Annotated in this window: 20 protein-coding genes; 7 read left to right on the forward strand and 13 right to left on the reverse strand. The window is 35.2% G+C overall.

The window, feature by feature from the left end; all coding sequences use genetic code 11:
* Positions 1-10: 10 nt before the first annotated feature.
* The 7 genes from M1D66_RS24215 to fdhF all read right to left on the reverse strand — a co-directional run bounded on the left by M1D66_RS24215 (position 11) and on the right by fdhF (position 9773).
* Positions 11-388 (reverse strand): ArsR/SmtB family transcription factor, encoded by a 378-nt coding sequence (locus M1D66_RS24215; protein ID WP_000918378.1) that lies wholly within the window; start codon positions 386-388, stop codon positions 11-13.
* 203 nt (positions 389-591) lie between these two features.
* Positions 592-1149, reverse strand: coding sequence for a class I SAM-dependent methyltransferase (locus tag M1D66_RS24220; protein ID WP_000393177.1), 558 nt, complete (start codon positions 1147-1149; stop codon positions 592-594).
* Between the two features lie 143 nt (positions 1150-1292).
* Complete coding sequence (locus tag M1D66_RS24225) at positions 1293-2708, reverse strand: amino acid permease (RefSeq protein WP_001284893.1); 1416 nt, start codon at positions 2706-2708, stop codon at positions 1293-1295.
* A 103-nt stretch (positions 2709-2811) separates the two neighbouring features.
* Positions 2812-3945: an alanine dehydrogenase gene (gene ald, locus M1D66_RS24230; protein WP_001219742.1), complete on the reverse strand. Its 1134-nt coding sequence runs from the start codon at positions 3943-3945 to the stop codon at positions 2812-2814.
* A 369-nt stretch (positions 3946-4314) separates the two neighbouring features.
* Positions 4315-6186, reverse strand: coding sequence for a glycerophosphodiester phosphodiesterase (locus tag M1D66_RS24235; protein ID WP_086384853.1), 1872 nt, complete (start codon positions 6184-6186; stop codon positions 4315-4317).
* A gap of 155 nt (positions 6187-6341) precedes the next feature.
* Positions 6342-6824 carry a helical membrane plugin domain-containing protein gene (locus M1D66_RS24240; protein WP_242554874.1) on the reverse strand — a complete coding sequence of 161 codons (483 nt, stop codon included), beginning with the start codon at positions 6822-6824 and terminating at the stop codon, positions 6342-6344.
* A 12-nt stretch (positions 6825-6836) separates the two neighbouring features.
* Positions 6837-9773, reverse strand: a complete 2937-nt coding sequence (fdhF, locus tag M1D66_RS24245; protein ID WP_000840666.1) for a formate dehydrogenase subunit alpha — start codon at positions 9771-9773, stop codon at positions 6837-6839.
* Between the two features lie 300 nt (positions 9774-10073).
* Here fdhF and fdhD point away from each other — a divergent pair, with 300 nt between their 5' ends.
* Positions 10074-10880, forward strand: a complete 807-nt coding sequence (fdhD, locus tag M1D66_RS24250; RefSeq protein ID WP_000529241.1) for a formate dehydrogenase accessory sulfurtransferase FdhD — start codon at positions 10074-10076, stop codon at positions 10878-10880.
* A gap of 232 nt (positions 10881-11112) precedes the next feature.
* Positions 11113-11619 carry a GNAT family N-acetyltransferase gene (locus tag M1D66_RS24255; RefSeq protein ID WP_000405875.1) on the forward strand — a complete coding sequence of 169 codons (507 nt, stop codon included), beginning with the start codon at positions 11113-11115 and terminating at the stop codon, positions 11617-11619.
* 381 nt (positions 11620-12000) lie between these two features.
* On the opposite strand, the gene M1D66_RS24260 is transcribed toward M1D66_RS24255, so the two are convergent.
* A complete protein-coding gene (locus M1D66_RS24260) occupies positions 12001-12123 on the reverse strand; it encodes a hypothetical protein (RefSeq protein WP_001085006.1) in 123 nt (40 codons plus the stop codon).
* Between the two features lie 330 nt (positions 12124-12453).
* Here M1D66_RS24260 and M1D66_RS24265 point away from each other — a divergent pair, with 330 nt between their 5' ends.
* The 3 genes from M1D66_RS24265 (at position 12454) to M1D66_RS24275 (ending at position 15303) form a co-directional block, all read left to right on the forward strand.
* A complete protein-coding gene (locus M1D66_RS24265) occupies positions 12454-13125 on the forward strand; it encodes a response regulator transcription factor (protein ID WP_000238957.1) in 672 nt (223 codons plus the stop codon).
* A 65-nt stretch (positions 13126-13190) separates the two neighbouring features.
* Positions 13191-14645 carry a HAMP domain-containing sensor histidine kinase gene (locus M1D66_RS24270; RefSeq protein WP_000041024.1) on the forward strand — a complete coding sequence of 485 codons (1455 nt, stop codon included), beginning with the start codon at positions 13191-13193 and terminating at the stop codon, positions 14643-14645.
* 145 nt (positions 14646-14790) lie between these two features.
* Positions 14791-15303 carry a GNAT family N-acetyltransferase gene (locus M1D66_RS24275; RefSeq protein WP_000351212.1) on the forward strand — a complete coding sequence of 171 codons (513 nt, stop codon included), beginning with the start codon at positions 14791-14793 and terminating at the stop codon, positions 15301-15303.
* 32 nt (positions 15304-15335) lie between these two features.
* Here M1D66_RS24275 and pdxR read toward each other — a convergent pair whose 3' ends face one another.
* Positions 15336-16736 carry a MocR-like pyridoxine biosynthesis transcription factor PdxR gene (gene pdxR / locus M1D66_RS24280; RefSeq protein ID WP_025710215.1) on the reverse strand — a complete coding sequence of 467 codons (1401 nt, stop codon included), beginning with the start codon at positions 16734-16736 and terminating at the stop codon, positions 15336-15338.
* A 120-nt stretch (positions 16737-16856) separates the two neighbouring features.
* Here pdxR and M1D66_RS24285 point away from each other — a divergent pair, with 120 nt between their 5' ends.
* Together M1D66_RS24285 and M1D66_RS24290 are read left to right on the forward strand one after the other, a co-directional pair.
* The gene (locus M1D66_RS24285; protein ID WP_001059054.1) at positions 16857-17783 is read left to right on the forward strand and encodes a DMT family transporter; all 927 of its coding nucleotides are present in this window, start codon (positions 16857-16859) and stop codon (positions 17781-17783) included.
* Between the two features lie 187 nt (positions 17784-17970).
* Positions 17971-18495, forward strand: coding sequence for a DUF4871 domain-containing protein (locus M1D66_RS24290; RefSeq protein WP_006925045.1), 525 nt, complete (start codon positions 17971-17973; stop codon positions 18493-18495).
* Between the two features lie 292 nt (positions 18496-18787).
* On the opposite strand, the gene M1D66_RS24295 is transcribed toward M1D66_RS24290, so the two are convergent.
* The 4 genes from M1D66_RS24295 to M1D66_RS24310 all read right to left on the reverse strand — a co-directional run bounded on the left by M1D66_RS24295 (position 18788) and on the right by M1D66_RS24310 (position 23824).
* Positions 18788-19987, reverse strand: coding sequence for an NAD(P)-dependent malic enzyme (locus M1D66_RS24295; protein WP_000880780.1), 1200 nt, complete (start codon positions 19985-19987; stop codon positions 18788-18790).
* A gap of 59 nt (positions 19988-20046) precedes the next feature.
* On the reverse strand, positions 20047-21393 hold the full coding sequence (locus tag M1D66_RS24300) for a 2-hydroxycarboxylate transporter family protein (RefSeq protein WP_000512722.1): 1347 nt from the start codon (positions 21391-21393) through the stop codon (positions 20047-20049).
* A gap of 122 nt (positions 21394-21515) precedes the next feature.
* Entirely contained in the window at positions 21516-22223 is a 708-nt protein-coding gene (locus M1D66_RS24305) for a response regulator (protein WP_000598666.1), read from the reverse strand.
* Positions 22220-23824, reverse strand: coding sequence for a sensor histidine kinase (locus tag M1D66_RS24310; protein WP_000747345.1), 1605 nt, complete (start codon positions 23822-23824; stop codon positions 22220-22222). The genes M1D66_RS24305 and M1D66_RS24310 overlap by 4 nt, the downstream gene beginning before the upstream one ends.
* Between the last annotated feature and the right edge of the window lie 36 nt (positions 23825-23860).

The raw sequence follows: 23860 nt of genomic DNA on the forward strand, positions 1-23860 counted from the left end.
TCGCGTTCTTTTATTCTTCTTCGTTTACGTGTTCAAACGCTTGCTCGAAGATATGAATTACGTGCTGGTCAGCTAACGAATAATAAACAACCTTTCCTTCTTTACGATTCTTCACAAGTTTCGCTTGCTTTAACACACGAAGCTGATGCGAAATAGATGATTGTGTCATTCCTAATAAATAAGCTAAATCACAAACGCACATTTCAGCTTCAAATAGCGCATGTAATATTCTCGTACGTGTACGGTCACCTAATACTTTAAATAGTTCTGCTACTTTACTTAAACTTTCATCAGTTGGAATTGTTTGTTTTACTTGCTCTACAACTTCTTCATGAATTATCGTTTGAGAACATGTCTCTTGTGGTGTTTCTACTTTATTTCCAGCCATTATAGCTCACCTCTTTAATTGAACATATGAACAATCATTCATATATCTTATACTCTTATTATATGAGCGCCTACTCATATGTGTCAATGAAATCTGATTTTTTTTTATGAACATTCCGTTCACATTTTAATAAGTCGTATACATATTTTCCGCACCCTCTATATTCTCATACAAAAAAGGATGCACAATTCGCACACCCCTTTTTACTTACTTTTCATTTTCACCGCATCCACAATTAAAGAAACAAATCCTAACTGATTATCCCGATTTCTATGGTCAAAGCGCTTCGATCGATAAATAAATCCATCTTTCTCATTCCAATCATTATAGTGAAACTTACCATTCTCATCACAGTATTCTAAGAGCCTCACTTGAAAACCTGCTGATTCAAACATGGACGTGATTGTTTTATAGTTATGAACAATTTTATGGCTTGCTGCAGGATGATCTAATGGACCAGGTCCACCTACTTGTACCCCTTGCTGATATTCTTCATCTGGAAAAAATGCATCTGGTACTGCACAACGAATATATCCATTCTCCATTAAAAACTCATAACAAATTTTTGCAGCTTCAATTCCTTCTTCATATGATAAATGCTCCCATACATGTTCTGCCAAAATTACTGATAAAGAATTAGGTTGAAATTTATCAAGCCAAGTTTCTCTCCGTAATAAATTTAATTCTTCTTCATTCGTATGTAACCAACCAGGGTTATTATTATAACCCTCTGCTCCAACTACAACTTTTGTTTCTTCCATTTTGCTCCCACCCTTTTTTCATATTCCGACATAAAAATTCAACAAAGTAATATACATTCCCTTTATTTCAACAAAAGAAAAAGCCTTGCGCGCTCCCTAGACGCACAAGGCTTACTATACTTATATCCCTTTTAATTAAGCTTTTAATTAGCTTGTTCTAAATTATCCTGCGAACTTCCATCGTCTTTTAAATGACTATGTTTTTTCGAATAAACAAAGTATACAACTACTCCGATCGCTAACCAAGCACCGAAGTACATCCATGTTTTTAATGGTAGATTTACCATTAAGAATAGACAACATGCAATCGAAATAATCGGCAAGATCGGTACAAGTGGTACCATAAATCCACGTTGTAATTTTGGATGTGTTTTACGAAGAATAATAACTGACACACCAACCATCGCAAATGTTAACAACGCTCCAATATTCGCTAAATTCGACAATTCTTTTAAATCGATAAATCCAGCAATTAAAGCACTACCAATTCCTGTTAACCAAACTGTAAATGTTGGCGCTTCTGTCTTTTTATTAATTTTCGCGAAAGATTCTGGCAATAAACCGTCACGGCTCATCGCAAAGAATACACGTGTCGTTGCATAAATGTAAGCAAAAATTACTGCCATAATACCAATTACAGCTCCAATTGCGATTACACCTGCTACTTTATCTTGTCCTACAACTTCTAACACATATGCCATAGCTTCTGGTACATCTAATTCTTTATAAGAAACCATACCCGTCATAACGAGACAAACTACAACATAAATGATTGTACAAATGACTAACGAAGCGATAATACCAATCGGTAGATCACGTTGCGGATTTTTTACCTCTTCAGCAGAAGTTGCTAATGCATCAAATCCTAAGAAAGCAAAGAATACTGCTGCTCCCCCCGCGAAAACTCCACTTAAACCGTACGGTGCAAATGGTATCCAGTTTTCTGGTTTCACGTAGAATACACCAACTGCAATGAATAAAACAACGATACCAATTTTAATTAATACCATTATGTTATTCACTCGTTTACTTTCTTTCGTACCTCTTGATAATAACCAAGTTATAACTAATGTAACGATAACTGCTGGTAAATTCACCATACCACCTTGAGACGGAATCGTTAGCAGTGCTTTTGGAATTTCAAGCCCTAATCCACTCACTAAGTTATGGAAGTAACCAGTCCATCCGCCAGCTACTGCGGCAGTCGTTACAACATATACGGATAGTAATGTCCATCCCATTAAATGAGCTACAAACTCACCAATTGTTGCATATGAGTATGTGTACACACTACCTGAAACAGGAAGTGTAGAAGCAACCTCTGCGTAACATAATGCTGCAAATCCACAAACGATGGCTGCAATCATGAATGAAAAAATAACTGCTGGACCAGCATCTCTTGCTGCTACTAATCCAGTTAATACTAGAACTCCTGTACCAATTATCGCACCAATCCCTAGCATTGTTAGGTCAAATGCCCCTAGCGTTTTCGTCAAAGTTTTACTTTTACTTTCCCCTAACAATTGCGTAACGGATTTCTTTTTAAATAGGTTGGCCACGATGTATGCCCCCTTTTGCCAAGAAGAGCTAAGAGATCTTCACTCTTAGCTCTTATCATGTTGTTTTATATATTGTTCGATTTTGTTTTGTATAATGCTTCTATTAGCAAGATACTGTTTCTGCTTCTAATAATTCTTTAGCACCTTTGTACTCTACACCGTGAGCTTCTGCAACTGCTTCGAATGTTACATAGCCATCTAATGTGTTAATACCTTTTAGTAATGCAGAGTTGCCTAGGCAAGCTTCTTTGTAGCCTTTGTTAGCAATTTGTACTGCATATGGTACTGTTACGTTTGTTAATGCAAGAGTTGATGTACGTGGAACCGCACCTGGCATGTTTGCAACTGCATAATGAACAACGCCGTGTTTTTCGTAAGTTGGGTTATCATGAGTTGTAATACGGTCAGTTGTTTCGAAAATACCACCTTGGTCAATCGCGATATCTACAACAACAGAACCTGGTTCCATTGATTTAATCATTTCTTCTGTTACAAGTTTTGGAGCTTTTGCACCTGGGATTAATACTGCACCGATTACAAGATCAGACTCTTTAACAGCTTCTGCAATATTGTAAGGATTAGACATTAAAGTTTTTACTTGGTTTCCGAAAATGTCATCTAATTGACGAAGACGTTCTGCACTTAAGTCGATGATTGTTACATCCGCACCTAGTCCAACTGCAATTTTAGCAGCATTTGTACCAGCTTGTCCACCACCGATGATTGTTACTTTACCACGTTTAACCCCTGGAACACCTGCAAGTAAGATACCTTTACCGCCTTTGTTTTTCTCAAGGAATTGTGCACCAATTTGTGCAGCCATACGACCAGCTACTTCACTCATAGGCGCAAGTAATGGTAATGAACGGTTTTCTAATTGTACTGTTTCATATGCGATAGAAACAACTTTTTTCTCGATTAAAGCTTTTGTTAATTCTGGCTCTGGAGCTAAGTGTAAGTATGTGAACAAGATTAAGCCTTCACTGAAGTGTTTGTATTCGCTTTCAATTGGTTCCTTAACTTTCATAACCATTTCCATATTCCAAGCTTCTTCAGCTGTATCAACAATTTTTGCTCCCGCTTCAACATACTGAGCATCTGTGAAACCAGACCCTAAACCTGCACCCTTTTGAATGAATACTTCGTGATTGTTACGAATTAAATGTACAACACCTGCTGGTGTCATTGCCACACGGTTTTCGTTGTTTTTAATTTCTGCTGGTACCCCAATACGCATAATGAAATGCCCCCTTATAATTAACAGAAAAAAGAGATTCTTTTTTCTTTTTGTAATAATTAATAACTTATGTCCTTATTCTAGCATAACTTAAAAGTTATGAAAACGCTAACATATCATTTTCCTAAAGTTTTTATATTTAGAATAGTGTAAATATATAAAACATTGATTCTATTAGGGGTTTCGTGTCATTCCATTATCTTTCACTCTATTTTTATTATACTGCTTCAAAATAAACAGCAATCATTTATTATTCGACAATAATGTAACAATGTAAGAAACCTAAGCGATAACGTATACATATACAGTTATTACTTTACTCAATACTTTAGAGATATATTCTTTTCACAAAAAAACAGCTGCTAGCATTTAGCTAGCAGCTGGGTAACTTATAAATAACTTAGAAAATAAATCATCTGTCGTTTCAGTAATTTTATCAAACAGATCACTTTCTTCCGCTTCTTGCTCTTTTAACATCTTAATTGTTTCACGTGCATCTTCAGGGTAATCGGTTATAATACCATCTACGTTTAACTTATAATATGCCTTTAAATTTTCCATATCATTTACTGTCCATACGTAAATTGGTTTGTTTAACTTCCTTGCTTCTTTTACTAATTTCTTATTTAACATATATTCTTCTGCTACGTAAAAGTCAGCCTTCACATTCTTTAAGTTAGCTCTACTTGCATACAGTATATACCCTACTTTTATATCTGGATTTGCACGCTTAAACTCTTTAATAAGTGGATAGTGTAACGTTTGAATTACACATTGCTTCTCAAATTCATTATCTTTAATCGTTTTTAAGACTTTGTTTACAAAATCTTTTTCGCCCCCATGAAGCTTCACTTCTATATTAAGTTTGATTTTGCCATTTGCTAGCTTAATGATTTCATCAAGTGTACTTATTTGTCCTGAAAGTCCATCTTGACTAAGGGTAAGCTGCCTTAACTCCGCCATCGTTAAATCTGACACATGCACATTGGCATTTGCGAGACGTTTCAGCTTCAAATCATGTATAACCGCTAGTTCACCGTCTTTCGTTTGTAATACATCTATTTCAGCGTAGTCTGCTTTTGCATCAATAGCACCTTGCACAGCTTCTTTCGTATTTTCTACGCCTTTTGATATATACCCGCGGTGCGCCATAATAATCGGTTCTTTATACGAATTTGAAATAAACGTTACAATGAAGGCAACGACCATTCCCGCAGTAATAATTCCTACAATGTATACGCCAATGAATTTCCAACGATGTTTTTGGAAGAAACATTTATCTGCTTTCGTTTTCGAATAATCTAATCCTTCTTCTAATAAAACATCCTCAACTGGAACCTTTTGTAAGTATAATCGCGTAATCGCCATAATATAAAATGGCGTCACGATAAAGCTGAATAAATACAATGTACTCGTTAAAAATACAGAAATCGTTGATTCAGCTAATAATGCAAATGTTCCTTTCGGGTTTGTAAATTCATAAACACCCCATAGGCACAATAAATACATTCCCAAAAACACGACATATACAATTCCAATTGAGATAAAAAATCCTACTAAAAAGAATAGTACTTTAAAAAAGCTTTCCTTTACTAAAGTTGCACTTTTACGTGCTGCCACGCGAAATGGTTTTTGCTCTAAAACAACAATAGGTAGAACGAAAATCCATCGAAGATTCAAATACGCGACTACAGCAAAGAACGTGTAATAACCAACTTGTCCCATCGTTGTCTTAAACAGTTCTCCTGTAATAAAGTTAGGAATTTGAATTTGCGGGATTAATGCCGTTTCATATCCCATATTTAAAAGAGGCAACAATACGACAGCATATAAAATAAATCCTGGTAAGCAATATGTGAAAAGAGTAGGTAAATACGTTACCGTTTTATATAAAATCGGACGTAATTTCACCTTCTGTCTTTTATGAGCGAAATACGAAATAATAATAAGCACCGCAAATTCTGTAAAGATAAGAAACAGTGCTAACAATGATAAAATTACGATTGCTAAGATGCCATAAGGCGTCTTTAAAAACGCTAATAATTCATCATTTGTCGCATTTGCATAACCACCAAAATACAATAACTTATTAAAAATAATTCCAAATAGTGGAACAAACACAATCGCTGCTAATAATTTATAAGCAAGTTGAAAAGTTAATACATTCCAAAAAGCAAATTTAACTGTTTGAAAGGAATGTCTCAGTACTCCTGGTATAGATAGTTTTTTACGGTGTTGCATATATTCCTCCAAATTCTAAAACGGTATTTGAGATGGATTCCATATTTCTAGTCCTAATCCATCTTTTTAATAATAATATATTCCGCTTAACATGAACACTCTTATACATATAATGAAAAAAGTGATGGCTACTTCCCATCACTTTTTCATTTATTCTATTTTTTCTCTAGCCCTTGTCCAAATGCTTTCAAGAAGCTAAAACCGAATGTAATAGCTCTATTGATATCTGGATCTTTTAATACTTTAAAGAAATCCATCACTTTTGTTTTTTTACCACTATTTAATTCATCTGTTGCAAATTGCAATCCTGTAACTAAACTTGACGTAATTTGCTTCGTTATTTCTGGGTCAACTGAAGATAACGCTTCTCCTGCCCCCATCATATTGTTGAGTGCCTTTTTAACTGGTTCACGATTTAGTTGCTCCACAGCGATTTTTGAAACATCTTCCTTCGCAGCAAGTAAACTAATTGCCGCATCTAATATACCAGCCTTCTGCAACTGTGCTAAAAGCTGCATTGTTTCTTCTACTGCTTCACGATTATTAGATAGCTCATTTAGAAGTTCATCTGCTACTTGCTGTTTCTGTTCTTCCTCTGTTACAACTTTCTTTTTAATTACAGTAATTTCTTTCGCCACTATCTCCGCCCCCTAGTCCACAAGTGATACGTATTGTTTTCTTTGCCATTTTCGCTCGATTTCAACACCGTTTTGCGGATTACGCTTTTTATCTCTCGGGTTTGAAGATGGTAACGGACGATTCCCTTTTTCACGTAATACACGCATCTTTACCATTGTTTGTTTGTACGCTGGTGTACACGTATAAAGATCTGTCGCCGTTCCAGTTAAAATATTGATTGCCTCTTCATTTACCGTTGCATGCATCGGTAAATATAGCTCTTTCCCCGTTACACGATCTGTAACAAGTGCCTGTACTTTAATTTTCCCAAATGGTGATGCTAATTCTACAAGGCCACCATCTTTCACATTGCGCTCTAGGGCAAGTTCAGGCGAGATTTCAACGAACACTTCAGATACTTTAGATAAAATACCAGCCGATTTATTCGTCATATTCCCTTCGTGGAAATGTTCTAACATACGACCATTATTTAAAAGTAAATCATACTCATCTGGCGCTACAACTGGTGGTACCCATTCATCTAATGATAGACGAGCTAGTTTATCCGGGAAGTTAAATCCGTCCACATATAATAGTGGTGTATCGCTACCATCATGGCTACCCCAACATAAACTATTCCATCCTTCTAAACGATCGTATGTTGCCTGAGAATATAAAGGTGCAAGCGATGCAATTTCATCCATGATTTCACTTGGACTTGCATAATTCCAGTCCCCGCCAAGCGCACGAGCTACTTTTTGTAAAATCCACCAGTCTGGCTTTGAATCACCAAGCGGCTTCAATACTTCATATAATCTTTGAATACGGCGCTCTGTATTCGTAAATGTTCCCTCTTTTTCTAAGCTTGGTGCTGCCGGTAAAATAACATCAGCAAAACGAGCTGTTTTCGATAAGAACATATCTTGAACAACAAGGAAATCTAAATTCGCTAAAATATGTTGTACATGGTTGGCATTCGAATCTACTAAAGCCATTTCTTCACCCATAACATACATACCACGCAGTTTTCCTTCATCTGCTGCCAGTAACATTGCAATATTATTTAAGCCCGGTGCTTTCGGAATTGTAGTACCGTATGCTTTTTCAAATTTCGCACGAAGCACATCATCTGAAACCGCTTGGTAACCTGGAAGCCAGTTTGGTAATGTTGCCATATCACAAGCGCCTTGTACGTTATTATGTCCGCGTAATGGGTATGCTCCTGCACCAGGACGACGATAGTTACCCGTAACAAGCAATAGATTTGAAATTGCTGCTGAAGTTGTACTTCCTCCAGTATTTTGAGTTACACCCATTCCCCAAAGTACACAAGTACCATCTGCTTCATATACCATACGTGCCATTTCTTTCAGATTTTCTTTCGAAATCCCCGTAATTTCTTCTGTATAATCAAGCGTATACTTTTCTACCATTTTGCTATATTCATCAAAATTCTTCACATTTTCAGCTATGAACTTTTTATCGTGCCAATCTTGATCAATAATATATTTCGTAATACCAGCGAGCCATACGTAATCAGTTCCTTGGCGCGGATGAATGAATAAATCCGCACGCTCTGCCATTTCATGTTTACGAAGATCCGCCACAATTAATTTTTGGTCATGTAATTTATGAGCACGTTTTACACGCGTTGCAAGTACAGGATGTCCTTCTGTCGGATTTGCTCCAACGATAATGACAAGGCCTGCTTCCGCAATATCTTTCACTGTTCCAGCGTCCCCGCCCATACCGACAGTTTTAAATAAACCGTCTGTTGCTGGAGATTGACAATAACGGGAACAGTTGTCTACATTATTCGTTCCATATATTTGACGGGCTAGTTTTTGCATAAGATAATTTTCTTCATTCGTTACTTTCGAAGAAGAAATAAACCCAAATGCATCACTTCCATATTCTGACTTAATATGCTGCATATTGGATGCAACAACTTCAAGAGCCTCTTCCCATGAAGCTTCAACAAACATATCTCCTTGGCGAATTAATGGCTTTGTAATACGATCTTCACTGTTTACAAAATCCCATCCAAATTTGCCTTTTACACATGTTGAAATACCGTTAACCGGCGCATCTGAAACAGGCTGCACTTTCAAAATGTGGCGGTCTTTCGTCCATACTTCAAATGAACAACCTACACCACAAAATGTACAAACTGTTTTTGTTTTATTCACTTTCGTCTTACGCATCGCAGCCTCTACTTCTGAAACTGCTAAAATACTACTATATCCCGGCTCTACATCCTTTACAAAATCAATCATCGGATCTAACACATCCGGTTTCAATCCTGTCATGAATCCAGCTTCACCTAACATTGATTTCTCCATCAACGCATTACATGGACATACTGTTACACATTGCCCGCAACTTACACAAGATGAGTCATTTATACTTACACCATTGTCCCATATAACACGTGGACGGTCTAAGCTCCAATCAATCGATATAGTTTCATTCACTTGTAAGTTTTGACATACTTCTACACACTGTCCACAAGCAATACATTGATTTGGATCATATCGATAAAACGGATGTGACATATCCACTTCACACGCACTTACTTTTGGCTCATACGGATATTTCTGTTCCTCAATTCCCATCATATGTACTGTATTGTGGACTTTACAGTTACCATTATTGTTATCACAAACAGTACAATACAGTAGATGATTCTCTAATATTCGATCCATTGCCTCAGTCTGTGCCTCTTTTGCACGCTGAGACTGTCTTTCGATATGCATACCGTTCTCTAATTTCGTTGAACAAGCACGCAATAACTTTCCATTTACTTCTACAATACACGTATCACAAGTTTGAATTGGATCTACTTCTGGTACATGACAAATTTGAGGATGTTCCAAATTACTCTCGTTAAATAATTGTAGTATCGTCTTTTCACCTGATGCAGAAAATTCTTTACCATCGACGGTTACACGGACTGTCTGTTCTGCCATAGTTTCCCCTCTCCTTACAACCAACTGTACAACACAATCATGAATCCGTTTTCAAAATCGCATTACTGTACATATTTTTGAAACGCTCTACCCAAATACTTTCTTATGAAGTCGATTCTAGATGTTATAAGGTATAACTACGAAAGCTTGAAAATATCACTATTCTACAGTTCTATTATATCGTACATATACAATAATAACCAAAATAATCTGTGATCTTCTTGTTAATAGGTGTTTTTATTTTTCCCATTGTTTTATGATAAATGTGGGAGAGAAATACATATAAAAGGGGAATTAAATATGGGGCCTACGCAAGAGACTTATACAATTGTACGTTATCAATCTGGTACATTTTCAAAACAACTGGATGAGATTGTTACAGAATCTCCTATTACTATTAAATTGAATGGTGAAGAATATGTAACAGTCGTATGCACACCAAATTATATTGAAGATATGGTAATTGGTTTTTTAATTTCTGAGGGGATTATTTCTTCCTATAACGATGTTGAAGAACTATGGGTTCAAAAAGATAACGGAATTGTCCATGTAAAATCATCAAAAGTGAATCCGCTCTATCAAACTTTATATAATAAACGATACGTCACTTCTTGCTGCGGAAAAGGTAGACAAGGTTTTATTTTCGTAAACGACGCAGCAAAAGCAAAAGACTTACATGATATACACGTAAAAATTACTCCTGAAGAATGTTTTTACTTAATGAATACTTTACAACAATCTTCCACTACCTTTCGCCAAACTGGTGGTGTTCACAATACCGCGCTATGTGATCGAAATAATATCCTTCTATCAAGAATGGATATCGGAAGACATAATGCATTAGACAAAATATACGGTCATTGTTTACGCAATGATATATCTGTTAAAGGAAAAATTATCGCATTTAGCGGACGTATTTCATCTGAAATTTTACTCAAAGTTTCAAAAATCGGATGTGAAATTGTTCTATCTAAATCTGCCCCAACAAAACTAGCATTGCAACTTGCCCATGATTTAGGCATTACAGTCGTAGGGTTTATTAGAAATGACTCTTGTAATATTTACACACATCCAAAACGAATTGATGGCTATCAATCCAATGTTTAAAAAATAACTCCTCAATCGAGGAGTTATTTTAGTTATAAAAATGTAACATATTAAACACTTGAATAGTTAATAAAGTTAATATATAATTTCATTACATAATTAAAACAAAACATTGTAGCATATATCTTTTCATTCTTTTACAAATTAAAAGAGACTTCTAACAAAACGCATACACATTCTTATAAAAGCAATGGATTTATTTTATTTAAAATCGACCAAGGAGGTTACAACGATGGAAATTCGCTTATTAACGACAGAGGACGCAGAAATATATTTAAAAGTTTGTATGGAAGGTTTAACGAAGAACCCGGAAGCTTTTAGCTCTTCTTATGAAGATGTTCTTAAACATGAGGATCCTGTAGCTGCTATGGCAAAACGATTAAGCAATCCGGATAAGTATACTCTAGGGGTCTTCAAAGATAACGATTTAATTGGTATCGCTACTTTAGAAACAAAGCCTTTCATTAAACAAGAACATAAAGCAAAAATTGGCTCCGTTTTTGTTTCCCCAAAAGCGCGTGGCCTTGGAGCAGGACGAGCTCTAATTAAAGCAATTATTGAAAATGCCGATAAATTACATGTAGAACAACTTATGCTCGATGTTGTAGTTGGTAACGATGCAGCAAAAAAATTATATGAGTCATTAGGTTTCCAAACTTACGGCGTACAAGAGCGTTCATTAAAACATAACGGTCAATATTGGGACGAGGAACATATGGTTCTGTTCTTAAATGATTAATACTTCAATATAAGGTGAAACTTTACTCAGTGGGGGAGTTTTCCAAAAACATCTTTCTTAATAAGAAAGATGTTTTTTTCATTACAACAATGTAATCTTCATGTCACCTTTATCGATCGTACCAAACCTTTCCATTCATTATACTAAAAATATAAAGTGAAACTTTACTCAGTGGGGAACTACATCCCACGCTGATCGCATGTACTTGATATGTAGAGGAGAATGTGACATGAAACAAAACAAACGAGCTATGCTTTTAATATTTACTACAGCAATTGTAACTTCTGGATTAGCAATTTTACCTTGGTTTATTATATGAACACTCCCCCTAACAATGAAAAAAGCTGATTGCTCCTTAAGAAGCAATCAGCTTTTTTTATATTATAAAATCCCCAAAATTTTATTTACGCAACTTATAATAATAACCATAGATACGGCAACGCACATGACAACCGTATTACGATCTTGCTTTTCTTTTTTTGAAATTTCTTCTTTTGAATTCATGTGTATGATCTCCTTTTAAAAAAAGTGTGAGATAGGAAATTTTTCTTATCCGATGCGAGGTGAATACGAAAACCCTCTCTATCTCACATACACAATAGAATGGAATTGTCATTTTATAAATAAAATGACATGACGTTATGTCGCAACATAGGGTATTTTGTGTCGCTACGTTTTCTATTATAAAAAATAGTTGTGCAAAACTAGTGCATTTTTTATGTCAATTACTCTGAGCGAAAAAATCAGCCCTCCATTCAATCACATAAAAAGAGTTTTTTATTATTTTCATGTAAACTATACAAGTAGAATGAACAGTTTGGGGTGCACAAGATTATGGTAAAAATTTTATTAGTAGACGATGAAGAACGTATGTTACGATTATTAGATCTGTTCTTAAGCCCTCGCGGCTATTTTTGTATGAAAGCTACCTCTGGCCTTGAAGCACTAAAATTAATCGAACAAAAAGAATTCGATATTATTTTATTAGATGTTATGATGCCAAGTATGGATGGATGGGATACTTGCTATCAAATTCGTCAAATTTCCAACGTTCCTATCATTATGTTAACAGCTCGCAACCAAAACTACGATATGGTGAAAGGCCTCACGATGGGCGCAGATGATTATATTACAAAACCATTTGATGAGCATGTATTAGTCGCACGAATCGAGGCTATATTACGCCGTACAAAAAAAGATGGCTTTGTTAGTTTCAATGGTATTGAGTGGGATAAAACGAAACATACTGTCACAGTTTATGATGAAAAAATCTCATTAACTCCTATCGAATTTTCGTTACTCGGACTATTTTTACAAAATACAAACCGTGCTTATAGCCGAGATGATTTAATCGAAAAAATTTGGGGCTATGAAACAGATATCGAATATAGAACAATTGACTCACACATTCGTAATATCCGTGATAAACTACGCAAAAAAGGATTTCCGATTGAAGATTACCTAGAAACGGTCTATAAAGTCGGATATAAATGGAAAAGTGAATAATTACTTCGGTCAGTGGGAAATCGTATACCACTGACTCTTTATTATGAATAAGGTATGGTGAAAAAATGAGTAAACTTTCCCTTAAAATTGGGACATACTTTTTAATATTAGCTTTATGTATTGAAACAATTGCTTTCGTATCTTTTTATAAAAGCCTTTCAAAAATGCGTATTGTAGAGGAAACAGATGCTCTTTTAGAGAAAGGTAATCGCTATAGTAAAAAAATTAAAAGCCGCGAGAGACGGGATGAATATTATAAAGAAATGAAACACGCTGAACATAATAAAAATCCTAAACGTCCTGTGTACCCTGAGTTCGATATTACGAATGAGGCTGCACACTTAGTTGAATCGGAATCAATTTCTAACTCCGATATAGCTATCATTATTACTGACCATAACGGCAAAATTATTTCCACCTCAGAACCCGTAACAAAAGATATGCAAAAACAACTTACTTGTAAAACAGAAACTGTCCCAGACGGCGGATTGGTCGTTGAAAGGAACTGGAAAAAATCAAAGTTCATCACAACAGTAAGCCCACTTAACACAACAAAGTTTCAAGGAAAGCTATATATGTTATTAAAAACATCTTTCCTAGAAAATATGTTACTTAAACTCATGAACCAATTTCTTATCATTAGCGTTTTAACAATTATTTTAACAACAATTTCTGTCTTTGTTTTTTCACGCGTTATTACAGAACCACTTGTAAAAATGAAGAGAGCGACAGAAAAAATGTCAAAATTAAACAAGCCAATTCAATTAGGTATTAAACGAAATGATGAACTCGGAAGTTTAGCAAAAACAATTGAAGATTTATCGAGTGAACTTACGTATATGAAAAAAGAGCGCAATGAATTTCTCGCTAGTGTCGCTCATGAACTATTAACTCCATTGACCTATATGAAAGGTTATGCGAAGGTAGCAAAGAGAGACTCTTTAACAAAAGAAGAGCGAGAAGAATACTTACAAATTATTGAGGATGAAACGGATAGTGTAACCGATCTCGTCCAAGATTTATTTATGCTTGTACAATTAGAACAACACCAATTTGTTATAAAAAAACAAAAAGTGCTTCTTCAGCCATTTTTAGAACGAATGGTTGAAAAAACAAAAACAACATTAACGAATAAGCAAATGCAACTTCATGTATATTGCAAAGATGATTTAGAAGTCTGCATAGACGAAAGACGTATGGAACAAGTTATGTTAAATTTATTACACAACGCTTATCAACATTCGCCAGAAAACACATCCATTACGATACGTGTACTCATGGAAACAGATTCTTTTACAATAAGTGTACAAGATGAAGGTGAAGGTATTCCTGAAGAAGATATCCCGCATATTTTTGACCGTTTCTATCGTGTTGATAAATCCAGAACACGAGCTACAGGCGGAAAAGGCATCGGGCTAGCTGTTGCAAAAGAAATTGTAGAATTGCATAACGGTTCTATTCTAGTAACAAGCCAATTAGGAGCGGGAACAAACTTTATAATCGAGCTACCTTTTGAATAATATGCGTGTGAAAACACCAGTAGTAGTAAACACTACTGGTGTTATTTTGTTCATAACAACAGCTCATATAAGCTAAGCTTTTGAAATTATTCTTATTTCAATATAAAATAAAGGTACATTTGCAAAGATTTGGAGGGTGATATAATTGGATATCCATGTATTAACAAAAGACGAAGCAGAAATTTACTTAGAACTTCGCGTAGAAGGATTAAAGCAAAACCCTGAAGCATTCAGCTCTTCTTATGAAGATATTATTAATAAAGAGTGTGCGATTGAATATAAAGCACAAAAATTAGCACAAGACGAAAACTATACGCTAGGTGCATTTAAAGATGGAAAATTAATCGGGGTTGCAACACTGGAAACGAAACCATATGTAAAACAAGAACATAAAGCTAAAATCGGTTCTGTATATGTATCTCCAAAAGCACGCGGACTTGGAGCAGGAAAAGCACTTATTAAAGAATGTCTTGAGCTTGCTAAATCTTTAGAAGTAGAACAAGTTATGCTTGATGTTGTTGTTGGCAACGATGGAGCGAAAAAACTTTATGAATCATTAGGTTTTAAAACATTCGGTGTACAAGAACGTTCATTAAAATATAACGGACAATATTGGGATGAAGAGCATATGGTCTTATTCTTAGATGAAAATAAATAATAAAAAACATCCTCATGTTTGGAGGATGTTTTTTACTTTCTTGTAAACCATGCCGTGTGTAATAATTGAATCGCTTTCGCAATCTCACCCTCTGATAATATCGCAAACCCAAGTAAAACTACATTCTCAGGCGCCGTACCGTCTTTATAGTACGTAGACACAGGATATATTTTGATACTATGTTTCGCAGCTTCTTGAATTAATTCTTCTTCCCGCATTCCATTATGCACTTTTAATAAAATGTGTAATCCCGAATCTTCTCCTATCACTTCAACACGATTAGAGAAATACTTCTCTATTTCAAAAACAAGTCGATCTCTCTTCTTTCGGTAGACGACACGCATTTTATGAATATGTTTTTCCCAATAGCCTTCATTTAAAAATCTTCTAATCACTTCTTGGTCCATTCTTGAAACACTTTGTGTATAAAATAAATATTGCTGTTGATACTTTTTAATTAATTTCTTCGGCAACACCATATAGCTCATCCGTAGCGATGGCAATAATGCTTTAGATAGCGTCCCCATATAAATAACTTTCCCCTCTGTATCTAACCCTTGCAGCGCCGGTATAGGCTTTCCAGAATAGCGAAATTCACTATCGTAATCATCTTCAATAATATACCTGCTCTCTTCTTTCTTTGCCCATTGTAAAAGCTGCATCCTTCTCGTAATAGGCATAATCATTCCATATGGAAACTGATGGGAAGGTGTAACAAATACAACATTCGCATTGCTATTTTCTAAATCTGCAATACAAATTCCATCTCTATCTAAAGATAACATTTGGACTCTTGCTTCTCCCTGTTCAAAAACAACCATCTTTCTATGATACCCTGGGTTTTCAACTGCATAATTGCTTCCCTTTAACAATTGAAACAATAGTTTCACTAATATTTGTGTTCCCGCTCCTAATACAATTTGACTAGCTGAACAACGTACACCTCTAGATTCATACAAATAATTCGTAATCTCTTCTCTTAAGCTCGCTTCTCCTTGAGGGTGTCCTAGAAAGAGCAGTTCGTTATTATGCGGCTGCCATATTTCATTTACAATTTTCCGATACATATTGAATGGAAAAGCATTTGTATCAATTCCTGTTTGTGTAAAATCAAATTTATAACTCTTCTCCTGAAACGGTACTTCTTCTATTCTATCTCCACTATCCTCTACATGAGCCATTTGCTCAATTTTGCATACAAAATAGCCTTTTCTCGATATCGACTCAATATAACCTTCTGCAAGTAATTGTTCGTACGCTGCCTCTACTGTATTTTTACTTACTTGTAAATGTATCGCTAACTTTCGCTTAGCCGGTAATTTCGTAAAAGGGACAATCGATCCATCTTTAATCTCTTTTTTTATATACTCATACAATTGCACATACAATGCCTTTTTACTATTCATATTTAAATTAGGCGTTAATTCTAACATAATATCTGACCCCTTAATAAAACTAAAATCTGATACTTTTTACAGTACCAGATTTTATATATAATTCCTTTTATCATGTCACACATAAAAAATCAAATACCGGAGAGGAGAAACATGATAATGAACAATGGTAGACGTATCGGACTTATTATGATTATTACAGGGGCTACATTATGGGGATTATCTGGTCCAATGATTCAGTGGCTATTTCAGCATACTAATGTATCCTCAATTGATTTTTTAACAATTCGATTGTTGCTTGCAGGAATATTTATTTTGTCTTTCTTACTTATAAAGAAACAAAACATATTTCAAATTTGGAAACACCCTAGATATTCTATACAACTTATTATTTTTTCTATTCTCGGCATGCTCGGTGCGCAATACGCCTTTATCGAAACGGTTCATATTAGTAATGCAGTCACAGCAACGCTATTTCAATTTCTAGGTCCTGTTCTTATTACCATGTATGTTGCATTTGAACAAAGAAAATTCCCTGCTTCCATGCAACTATTCGCAATTATAGCCGCGCTAATAGGAACATACTTTATTATTACAAATGGCTCAATTGAAAATATTGTTTTATCCAAAGAAGCTATTATTTTTGGACTATTAACAGCAATCGGATTTGCATTTTATACCCTTCATCCGGCTTCTCTCATTAAAGAATGCGGGACAACTGTAGTAATTGGTTGGGGGATGTTAATCGGAGGAATTGCACTACTTATTTATAATCGTTCATTCGGGTGGAATCAATTTTCACAAACCCTTACACTAAAAACTTTTTCTATGCTTATTCTTATCATTATTAGTGGTACCCTTTCTTTCCTTCTATATATCGGTAGTCTTAAATATTTAGCAGCAACAGAAACAAGCATTTTATCTAGCATTGAACCCCTTGTAGCTGCCATCGTTTCAATCACTTGGCTAAATGAATCTTTTGGAACATATCAATTATTAGGCGGCGTATGTATCGTTCTGTCCGTTATTTTTTTGACGATGCCTCAAAAAGAAACCGAACCAACCTATACAACGGAACAAATATAAAATGAAACTTTAATTAGTGGGGACTATCTCCCACTAATTATTAACCTACACCAATCGGGCTTTTACGGGATAAAAATGTCAAAAGAGGTCGTACAAAACTTACGACCTCTTTTTATACTTTAAAGGAATTGTCCCGCCTTCTAGCAAATACAATTACACTAACAATAAAAACTAGGAGTGTGGCACCATGAAAAAAATCGGAACTATGCTACTTCTCTCCTTCCTCATCACTGGATGCACACAAACGCAACCGGATTCAAAAGAACAAAAAAAAGACGTAATAGCAACGTCATCCACTCAAGTGAACGCACCTTCCTTCTTTCACCTTAGTGTTTTAAAAGATGTAAATTGGGAAGAAGCACCCTCATTCATAGACGGAAAAATACCTTTAAAAGGCATCGAAGGTAAAGTCGCAATGGCTGATAGTCCTATTATCGCAAATGAACAAAATGAAATAATGTGGTACTTTCTAGATTCTGAAATACCAACTGGAAAATTGTCTATTATTGCGCTAAAACAAGGATCTGTAACTCCAACACCAGTACTCTTTCAAAAAGAAACCTCCAAACAAACTTGGACTACTTCAAATACAATCGATTCTACTACAAGCGAACTCCCTCTCGCTATGTCACTACCTTCATCTGGATTATGGTTATTAAATATATATGTGAATGAAAAATATTATAATCAGTTTGTAATCACCGCTGAGTAAAGTGACAAAAATAAGCCACTTTCTTACAACAATGTAATTTCTACGTCATGTACTTCGATAGTTGAATTATCTCTCTTCTCTTATACTTAAAGTAAGAAATGAAACGAGGAGAGATGAGAGATGAAAAAAATGATAGAAGTGATCGTAGCAGTAACTGAGGTTTTAGTGAATGGTAAACAAGTTGCAATGGAATTAAATAAATAGTGAAGAAACATAAATAATTCTACACTTCTTCATTATTTTGATTTCTTATCTCAAAAAAGCAGTGCCTTTTAGGCACTGCTTTTCGCTATTAATAACGTGGTATTTTCGTAATTTGTGCCACGCCTGAATCAATAGCTGCTTTCGCTACTGCTTCTGCAACACTTGGAACAACTCTTTTATCTAATGGATTGGGGATTACATAATTCGCATTACGTTCTTCATCAGTAATGATGTTAGCGATCCCATATGCTGCCGCTAATTTCATCTCTTCTGTAATATCAGTTGCGCGCACATCTAACGCACCGCGGAATATTCCGGGAAACGCCAATACATTATTTACTTGATTCGCATAATCCGAGCGTCCAGTTCCTACTACAGCTGCCCCAGCCTCTAATGCATCCTCAGGGAAGATTTCTGGAATTGGATTCGCCATTGCAAACACAATTGCTTTCTCATTCATCGTCTGTACAAGTTCTTTCGTTAATACGTTAGGAGCAGATACGCCAATAAAAATATCAGCTTGGTGAATTGCTTCTTTTAACGTTCCACGCACATGTTCACGATTTGTCTTTTTTGAAACTTCAATTTGTGCTTCGTTCATCCATGTTTCACCTTCACAAACAATACCTTCTAGGCTAACTAGCGTAATGTGCTTTGCACCAGCCTTTAATAATAATTTTCCAATTGCAATTCCTGCCGAACCCGCACCGTTAATAACGATTTTCACATTATCCATTTGTTTGCTAACAACTTTTAATGCATTAATAACAGCTGCTAAAACGACAATAGCTGTTCCATGTTGATCATCATGGAATACAGGAATATTCGTTTCTTCTTTTAATCGTTTTTCAATTTCAAAACAACGCGGTGCTGCAATATCTTCTAAATTAATCCCTGCAAATGTAGGCTCTAAATTTTTTACAAGGGTAACGATTTCATCTACATCCGTTGTGCCTAAACATAATGGGAAAGCATCTACATTCGCAAACTTCTTAAACAAAATACTTTTTCCTTCCATAACAGGCATAGCGGCTTTCGGTCCAATGTTTCCTAAACCGAGTACCGCTGTTCCATCTGAAACAACTGCCACCATATTGCCACGTGCTGTATAGTCATACACTGTTTCTTCATCTGCCGCAATCGCTTTACACGACTCCGCTACACCTGGTGTATACGTCAGGCTTAAATCATCCGCTGAATTCACCTCCACTTTACTTGTAATTTCAATTTTCCCTACTAATTCTTTATGCAATAACAATGATCTTTCATTAATTTGATTTGCTAACATACTTATAATCTCCCCTTAATTTGACAAGCTAGCTATACGAATATAGCTAGCTTGTTTGATCATGAAAACATTTTTAATAATATTGTCGCCGTTACAACCATTGCCGCCCCGCCTAAACGAGTTGAAATTTGCGCGAACGGCATTAATTCCATACGATTTGAAGCCGATAAAATAGCAACATCTCCAGTTCCGCCTAAACCGCTATGACATCCAGTTACAATCGCCGATTCAACTGGATACATCTTCATCACTTTCCCTACAAGAAAACCTGATGCTACCATTGTAAGAACAACCGATGCGCACACAACAACATATCCTACTGAAAGAACTGCTGCTACGTCTTTTAACGGAATATATAGCAACCCTAATCCAACCATTAAAGGCCAAGTTAAATTCTTCGAAATAAATTTATATAAATGGAATGCTCCTTGCTCCATTTTTGCTGGCATTAATTTAAAGTATTTCACAAGTGCTGCTGAAAAAATCATAATGATTGCCCCAGGAATACCGATGAACTTAGAAGCAAATCCTCCGAAGATGAAGAACGTACACGCAATTAATAAACCTGCTCCCATTAATGAGAAGTCAATTGGCTTCTCTGTATTTTGTTCTTTTAATAATTCTGCTTGATTGTCTGTTTTCACTAATACACCGTTACCACTAAGCTCCGGTTTCTTCTCACCTAAACGCTTCATATACCCTGCACTTACAATTGCGAACATATTTCCAATAATAGCTGCTGGAATAAGCTGTGATACAAACGTCGCTGATGATTCATTTAAAATATCACTATAAGCTAGCGACAATGGTAAAATCCCTTCCCCGATACCACCACTCACAATTGGTACGATGATAAAGAAGAATGTGTGCTTCATTTCAAATCCAAATAATGAACCGACCAATAACCCTACTGCTACAGAAGCTAACGTCCCTACTACTAAAGGAATAAACATGCGAACGAAACCTTGTACTAACACTTTACGGTTCATTCCTAAAATACTTCCGACTACTAAACAAGAAATATATAAATATAAAAAGTTCGATTTTTTCATTAACATAGTCGCAGCTTCCATTGAAGCTGGATTCATCCAGTTAAAAAATACAAGTAATGATGGAATAAATAACGAAAGTATTGCTGGACCGCCGATATTTTTTAAAATTGGAATTCTCATCCCAATATCGCCTAAGAAAATCCCCATGATCATAATAACTGCAAATCCACCAATCATATCTGCTGGCAATTTATTATATACAGATGCCCCATAAATAATAGCAGCCAATACTACATATAACGGTAAAGGTATAACACCGATTTTTACATTCATAATTTTAGAAGCGAAAGATTCTCTTTGTACTTCATTTCCTTCAGAAAATGATACCGCTTCCACATTCTTTTGAATTCCCATATGGCACCCCCTCGTTTTCTTAATAACAATATTAAAACGCTTTCAATAGTAAAAATAGTTTTTGTAAGTTTTGTAATTGATTTTGTAATTAAAAAAAGTATAAGCGACTTATATTAAGTCGCTTATACGTAAAACTCTATTTTCTTTTGATCAACACATCTTAATTTACTTACAGGTCTGCCCACATGTTGGTACATCATTTCGTTTTCTAACACCCCAATGTCAGTCAAAAACATTACATATTTTCGAATAGAAACTCTTGAAATTCCAACTAATTGTGCCATTTCATCTGTTGTAAACACTCTTCCATTCAACGACTCGATCTTCTGCCAAATTAATTGCAACGTTTGCTTCGTTAACCCTTTCGGAAGCTCTTTCGTGACAGTAGGCTCCCTTTTTTCTTTTTGTAAAATTAACGAATCTAATTCCGATTGACTAATTTTTTGTTGTTCTTTCATGAAAGTAAGTTTTTCTCGATATATAGTTAATGCCTCTTTAAATCGTTCAAATGTAAATGGTTTAATTAAATAATCTACTACACCATATTGTAATGCTTTTTTAATACTTCCCATATCATGTACAGCTGAAATCATTATAATATCGATTTCTTTTTCTTGGTTCCGGATATACATTAAAAGCTCAAAACCAGTCTCTTCAGGCATAAAAATATCAAGTAATACTAAATCTACTCGTGATTTCTCTAATATTTCGATCGCCGACTTTACTGAGTTAACTGCTTGAACAAGTTCAAATCCTCCTACTTGCTCTAAATAATGCGTATTTAGCATTGCTACCATCGGGTCATCTTCTACAATTAAAACTTTAATCATATTTGCCTCTCATCCCTACCTTTAGGTATTTCAATTGTTATCGTTGTTCCCTTACCTACTAATGAATGCATATGAATTTCCCCATTTATTCGCTGTATACTTTCTTTTACAAGATACAAACCATAACCGCGGTTATCTCCCTTTGTGGAATAACCTTTCGTAAATAATTCCTCTATTTCTTTTTCTTGTATACCTTTTCCCGTATCTTGTACTGTAATAGTTAGTATATCCCCATGTTGTATCTTAACTTCAACTCGCTTCTTTTCACAATTCGTAACTGCCTCTAATGCATTATCAATTAAATTTCCGACAATCGTAATAAGTTCATGAGTAATACTTTCATCATCTATTTCCGGCATATAAGAATCTTCACTTATAATTAATTTTATATTTTTCTCTCTAGCATAGCTGAGCTTACCTAGTAAAAAACCAGCAAATACTGGACTTTTTATTCTTTTCATAACTCCACCAATTTCATATTGATGCTCTGATACCATGCCGCTTATATACTTCTGTAATTCTTCATACTGCTTCATATGTGTAAGCCCTAATACGACATGCATCTTATTCATAAACTCATGAGATTGTGCCCGTAATGCTTCTGCATATAGTCTAATACCAGTTAGTTCCTCTGCTAGTTTTCTAATCTCTGTTTTATCACGAAATGTTGCAATTGCACCAACTATTTCTCCTTTTACATATAAAGGAACTCGATTCGTCACAATCGTAATTCCATAAATATTTTGTTCTTCGTTTAATTGTACTTCTCCCGTTTGCAATACTTCTTTTATACGTGAATTTGGCATATACAACTCAACATCTTTACCGATAAAATCTTCTTCAAGTCCGCTTTTTTTAAATAGACGTTTCGCTTCATTATTAATTAATGTTACTCTAGCCTCTTTATCTACAGCAATAATACCTTCCTTTACAGATTGTAGCATCGTATTTCTTTCTTCAAGAATTTTTGCTATCCTGTGCGGCTCAAGACCGAATAAACTTTTCTTTATATGTCTAGCTAGCAATATTGCTCCTATAATTCCGACTAATACACCAACTCCGACACCAATATAAATGATATGTCTACTTTCCTTAACTCTCTCTTTTACATTATCTGCTGAAATACCAACAGCCACAGCTCCAAGTTGTTCACCTGTTTCAGAAAATATTGGTACAAACACTCGCATGGAAATACCTAAAGTTCCTTCTGCTAACGATACATGTTCTTTTCCTTTCAATGCAGGCCCTTCATCTCCTCCAATAAAATGATGCCCTATTTTTTGAGGATTTGGATGTGACTTTCTTATTCCATTCATGTCCATAACTACAATAAACTGAACACCTGTGTTTTGTAATATTCTATTTGTATACGTTTGGATTGCAGAGGTATCTGCTTTCCCAACCAAACCATCGATTACAATCGAATCATTCGCCACAATGTGTGCAATTGTTTTTGCCTTCTCTGCTTGGCTATCCTCCGTCGTCCGTTCTACATTATGACTAATTAATATATCTGTCACAAGTAAAGAAAAAATTACAACTGTACAAACTAACAATGTAATCGTTTTCCATAAATTCCATAGTCTTCTTCTTTTTTTCATCCCGTTAATGACTCCCCTAATTGCTGAATAGAAAAA

The sequence above is a fragment of the Bacillus sp. PK6-16 genome (assembly GCF_056530295.1).

Bases quoted from the DNA above. Each gene is read 5' to 3' on its own strand.
- M1D66_RS24295 (WP_000880780.1), bottom strand. From the start codon at position 19,987: ATGTTAGCAAATCAAATTAATGAAAGATCATTGTTATTGCATAAAGAA.
- ald (WP_001219742.1), bottom strand. From the start codon at position 3,945: ATGCGTATTGGGGTACCAGCAGAAATTAAAAACAACGAAAACCGTGTG.
- M1D66_RS24285 (WP_001059054.1), top strand. From the start codon at position 16,857: ATGAACAATGGTAGACGTATCGGACTTATTATGATTATTACAGGGGCT.
- M1D66_RS24305 (WP_000598666.1), bottom strand. From the start codon at position 22,223: ATGATTAAAGTTTTAATTGTAGAAGATGACCCGATGGTAGCAATGCTA.
- M1D66_RS24265 (WP_000238957.1), top strand. From the start codon at position 12,454: ATGGTAAAAATTTTATTAGTAGACGATGAAGAACGTATGTTACGATTA.
- fdhD (WP_000529241.1), top strand. From the start codon at position 10,074: ATGGGGCCTACGCAAGAGACTTATACAATTGTACGTTATCAATCTGGT.
- M1D66_RS24255 (WP_000405875.1), top strand. From the start codon at position 11,113: ATGGAAATTCGCTTATTAACGACAGAGGACGCAGAAATATATTTAAAA.
- M1D66_RS24270 (WP_000041024.1), top strand. From the start codon at position 13,191: ATGAGTAAACTTTCCCTTAAAATTGGGACATACTTTTTAATATTAGCT.
- M1D66_RS24215 (WP_000918378.1), bottom strand. From the start codon at position 388: ATGGCTGGAAATAAAGTAGAAACACCACAAGAGACATGTTCTCAAACG.
- M1D66_RS24220 (WP_000393177.1), bottom strand. From the start codon at position 1,149: ATGGAAGAAACAAAAGTTGTAGTTGGAGCAGAGGGTTATAATAATAAC.
- fdhF (WP_000840666.1), bottom strand. From the start codon at position 9,773: ATGGCAGAACAGACAGTCCGTGTAACCGTCGATGGTAAAGAATTTTCT.
- pdxR (WP_025710215.1), bottom strand. From the start codon at position 16,736: ATGTTAGAATTAACGCCTAATTTAAATATGAATAGTAAAAAGGCATTG.
- M1D66_RS24300 (WP_000512722.1), bottom strand. From the start codon at position 21,393: ATGGGAATTCAAAAGAATGTGGAAGCGGTATCATTTTCTGAAGGAAAT.
- M1D66_RS24260 (WP_001085006.1), bottom strand. From the start codon at position 12,123: ATGAATTCAAAAGAAGAAATTTCAAAAAAAGAAAAGCAAGATCGTAAT.
- M1D66_RS24310 (WP_000747345.1), bottom strand. From the start codon at position 23,824: ATGAAAAAAAGAAGAAGACTATGGAATTTATGGAAAACGATTACATTG.
- M1D66_RS24235 (WP_086384853.1), bottom strand. From the start codon at position 6,186: ATGCAACACCGTAAAAAACTATCTATACCAGGAGTACTGAGACATTCC.
- M1D66_RS24290 (WP_006925045.1), top strand. From the start codon at position 17,971: ATGAAAAAAATCGGAACTATGCTACTTCTCTCCTTCCTCATCACTGGA.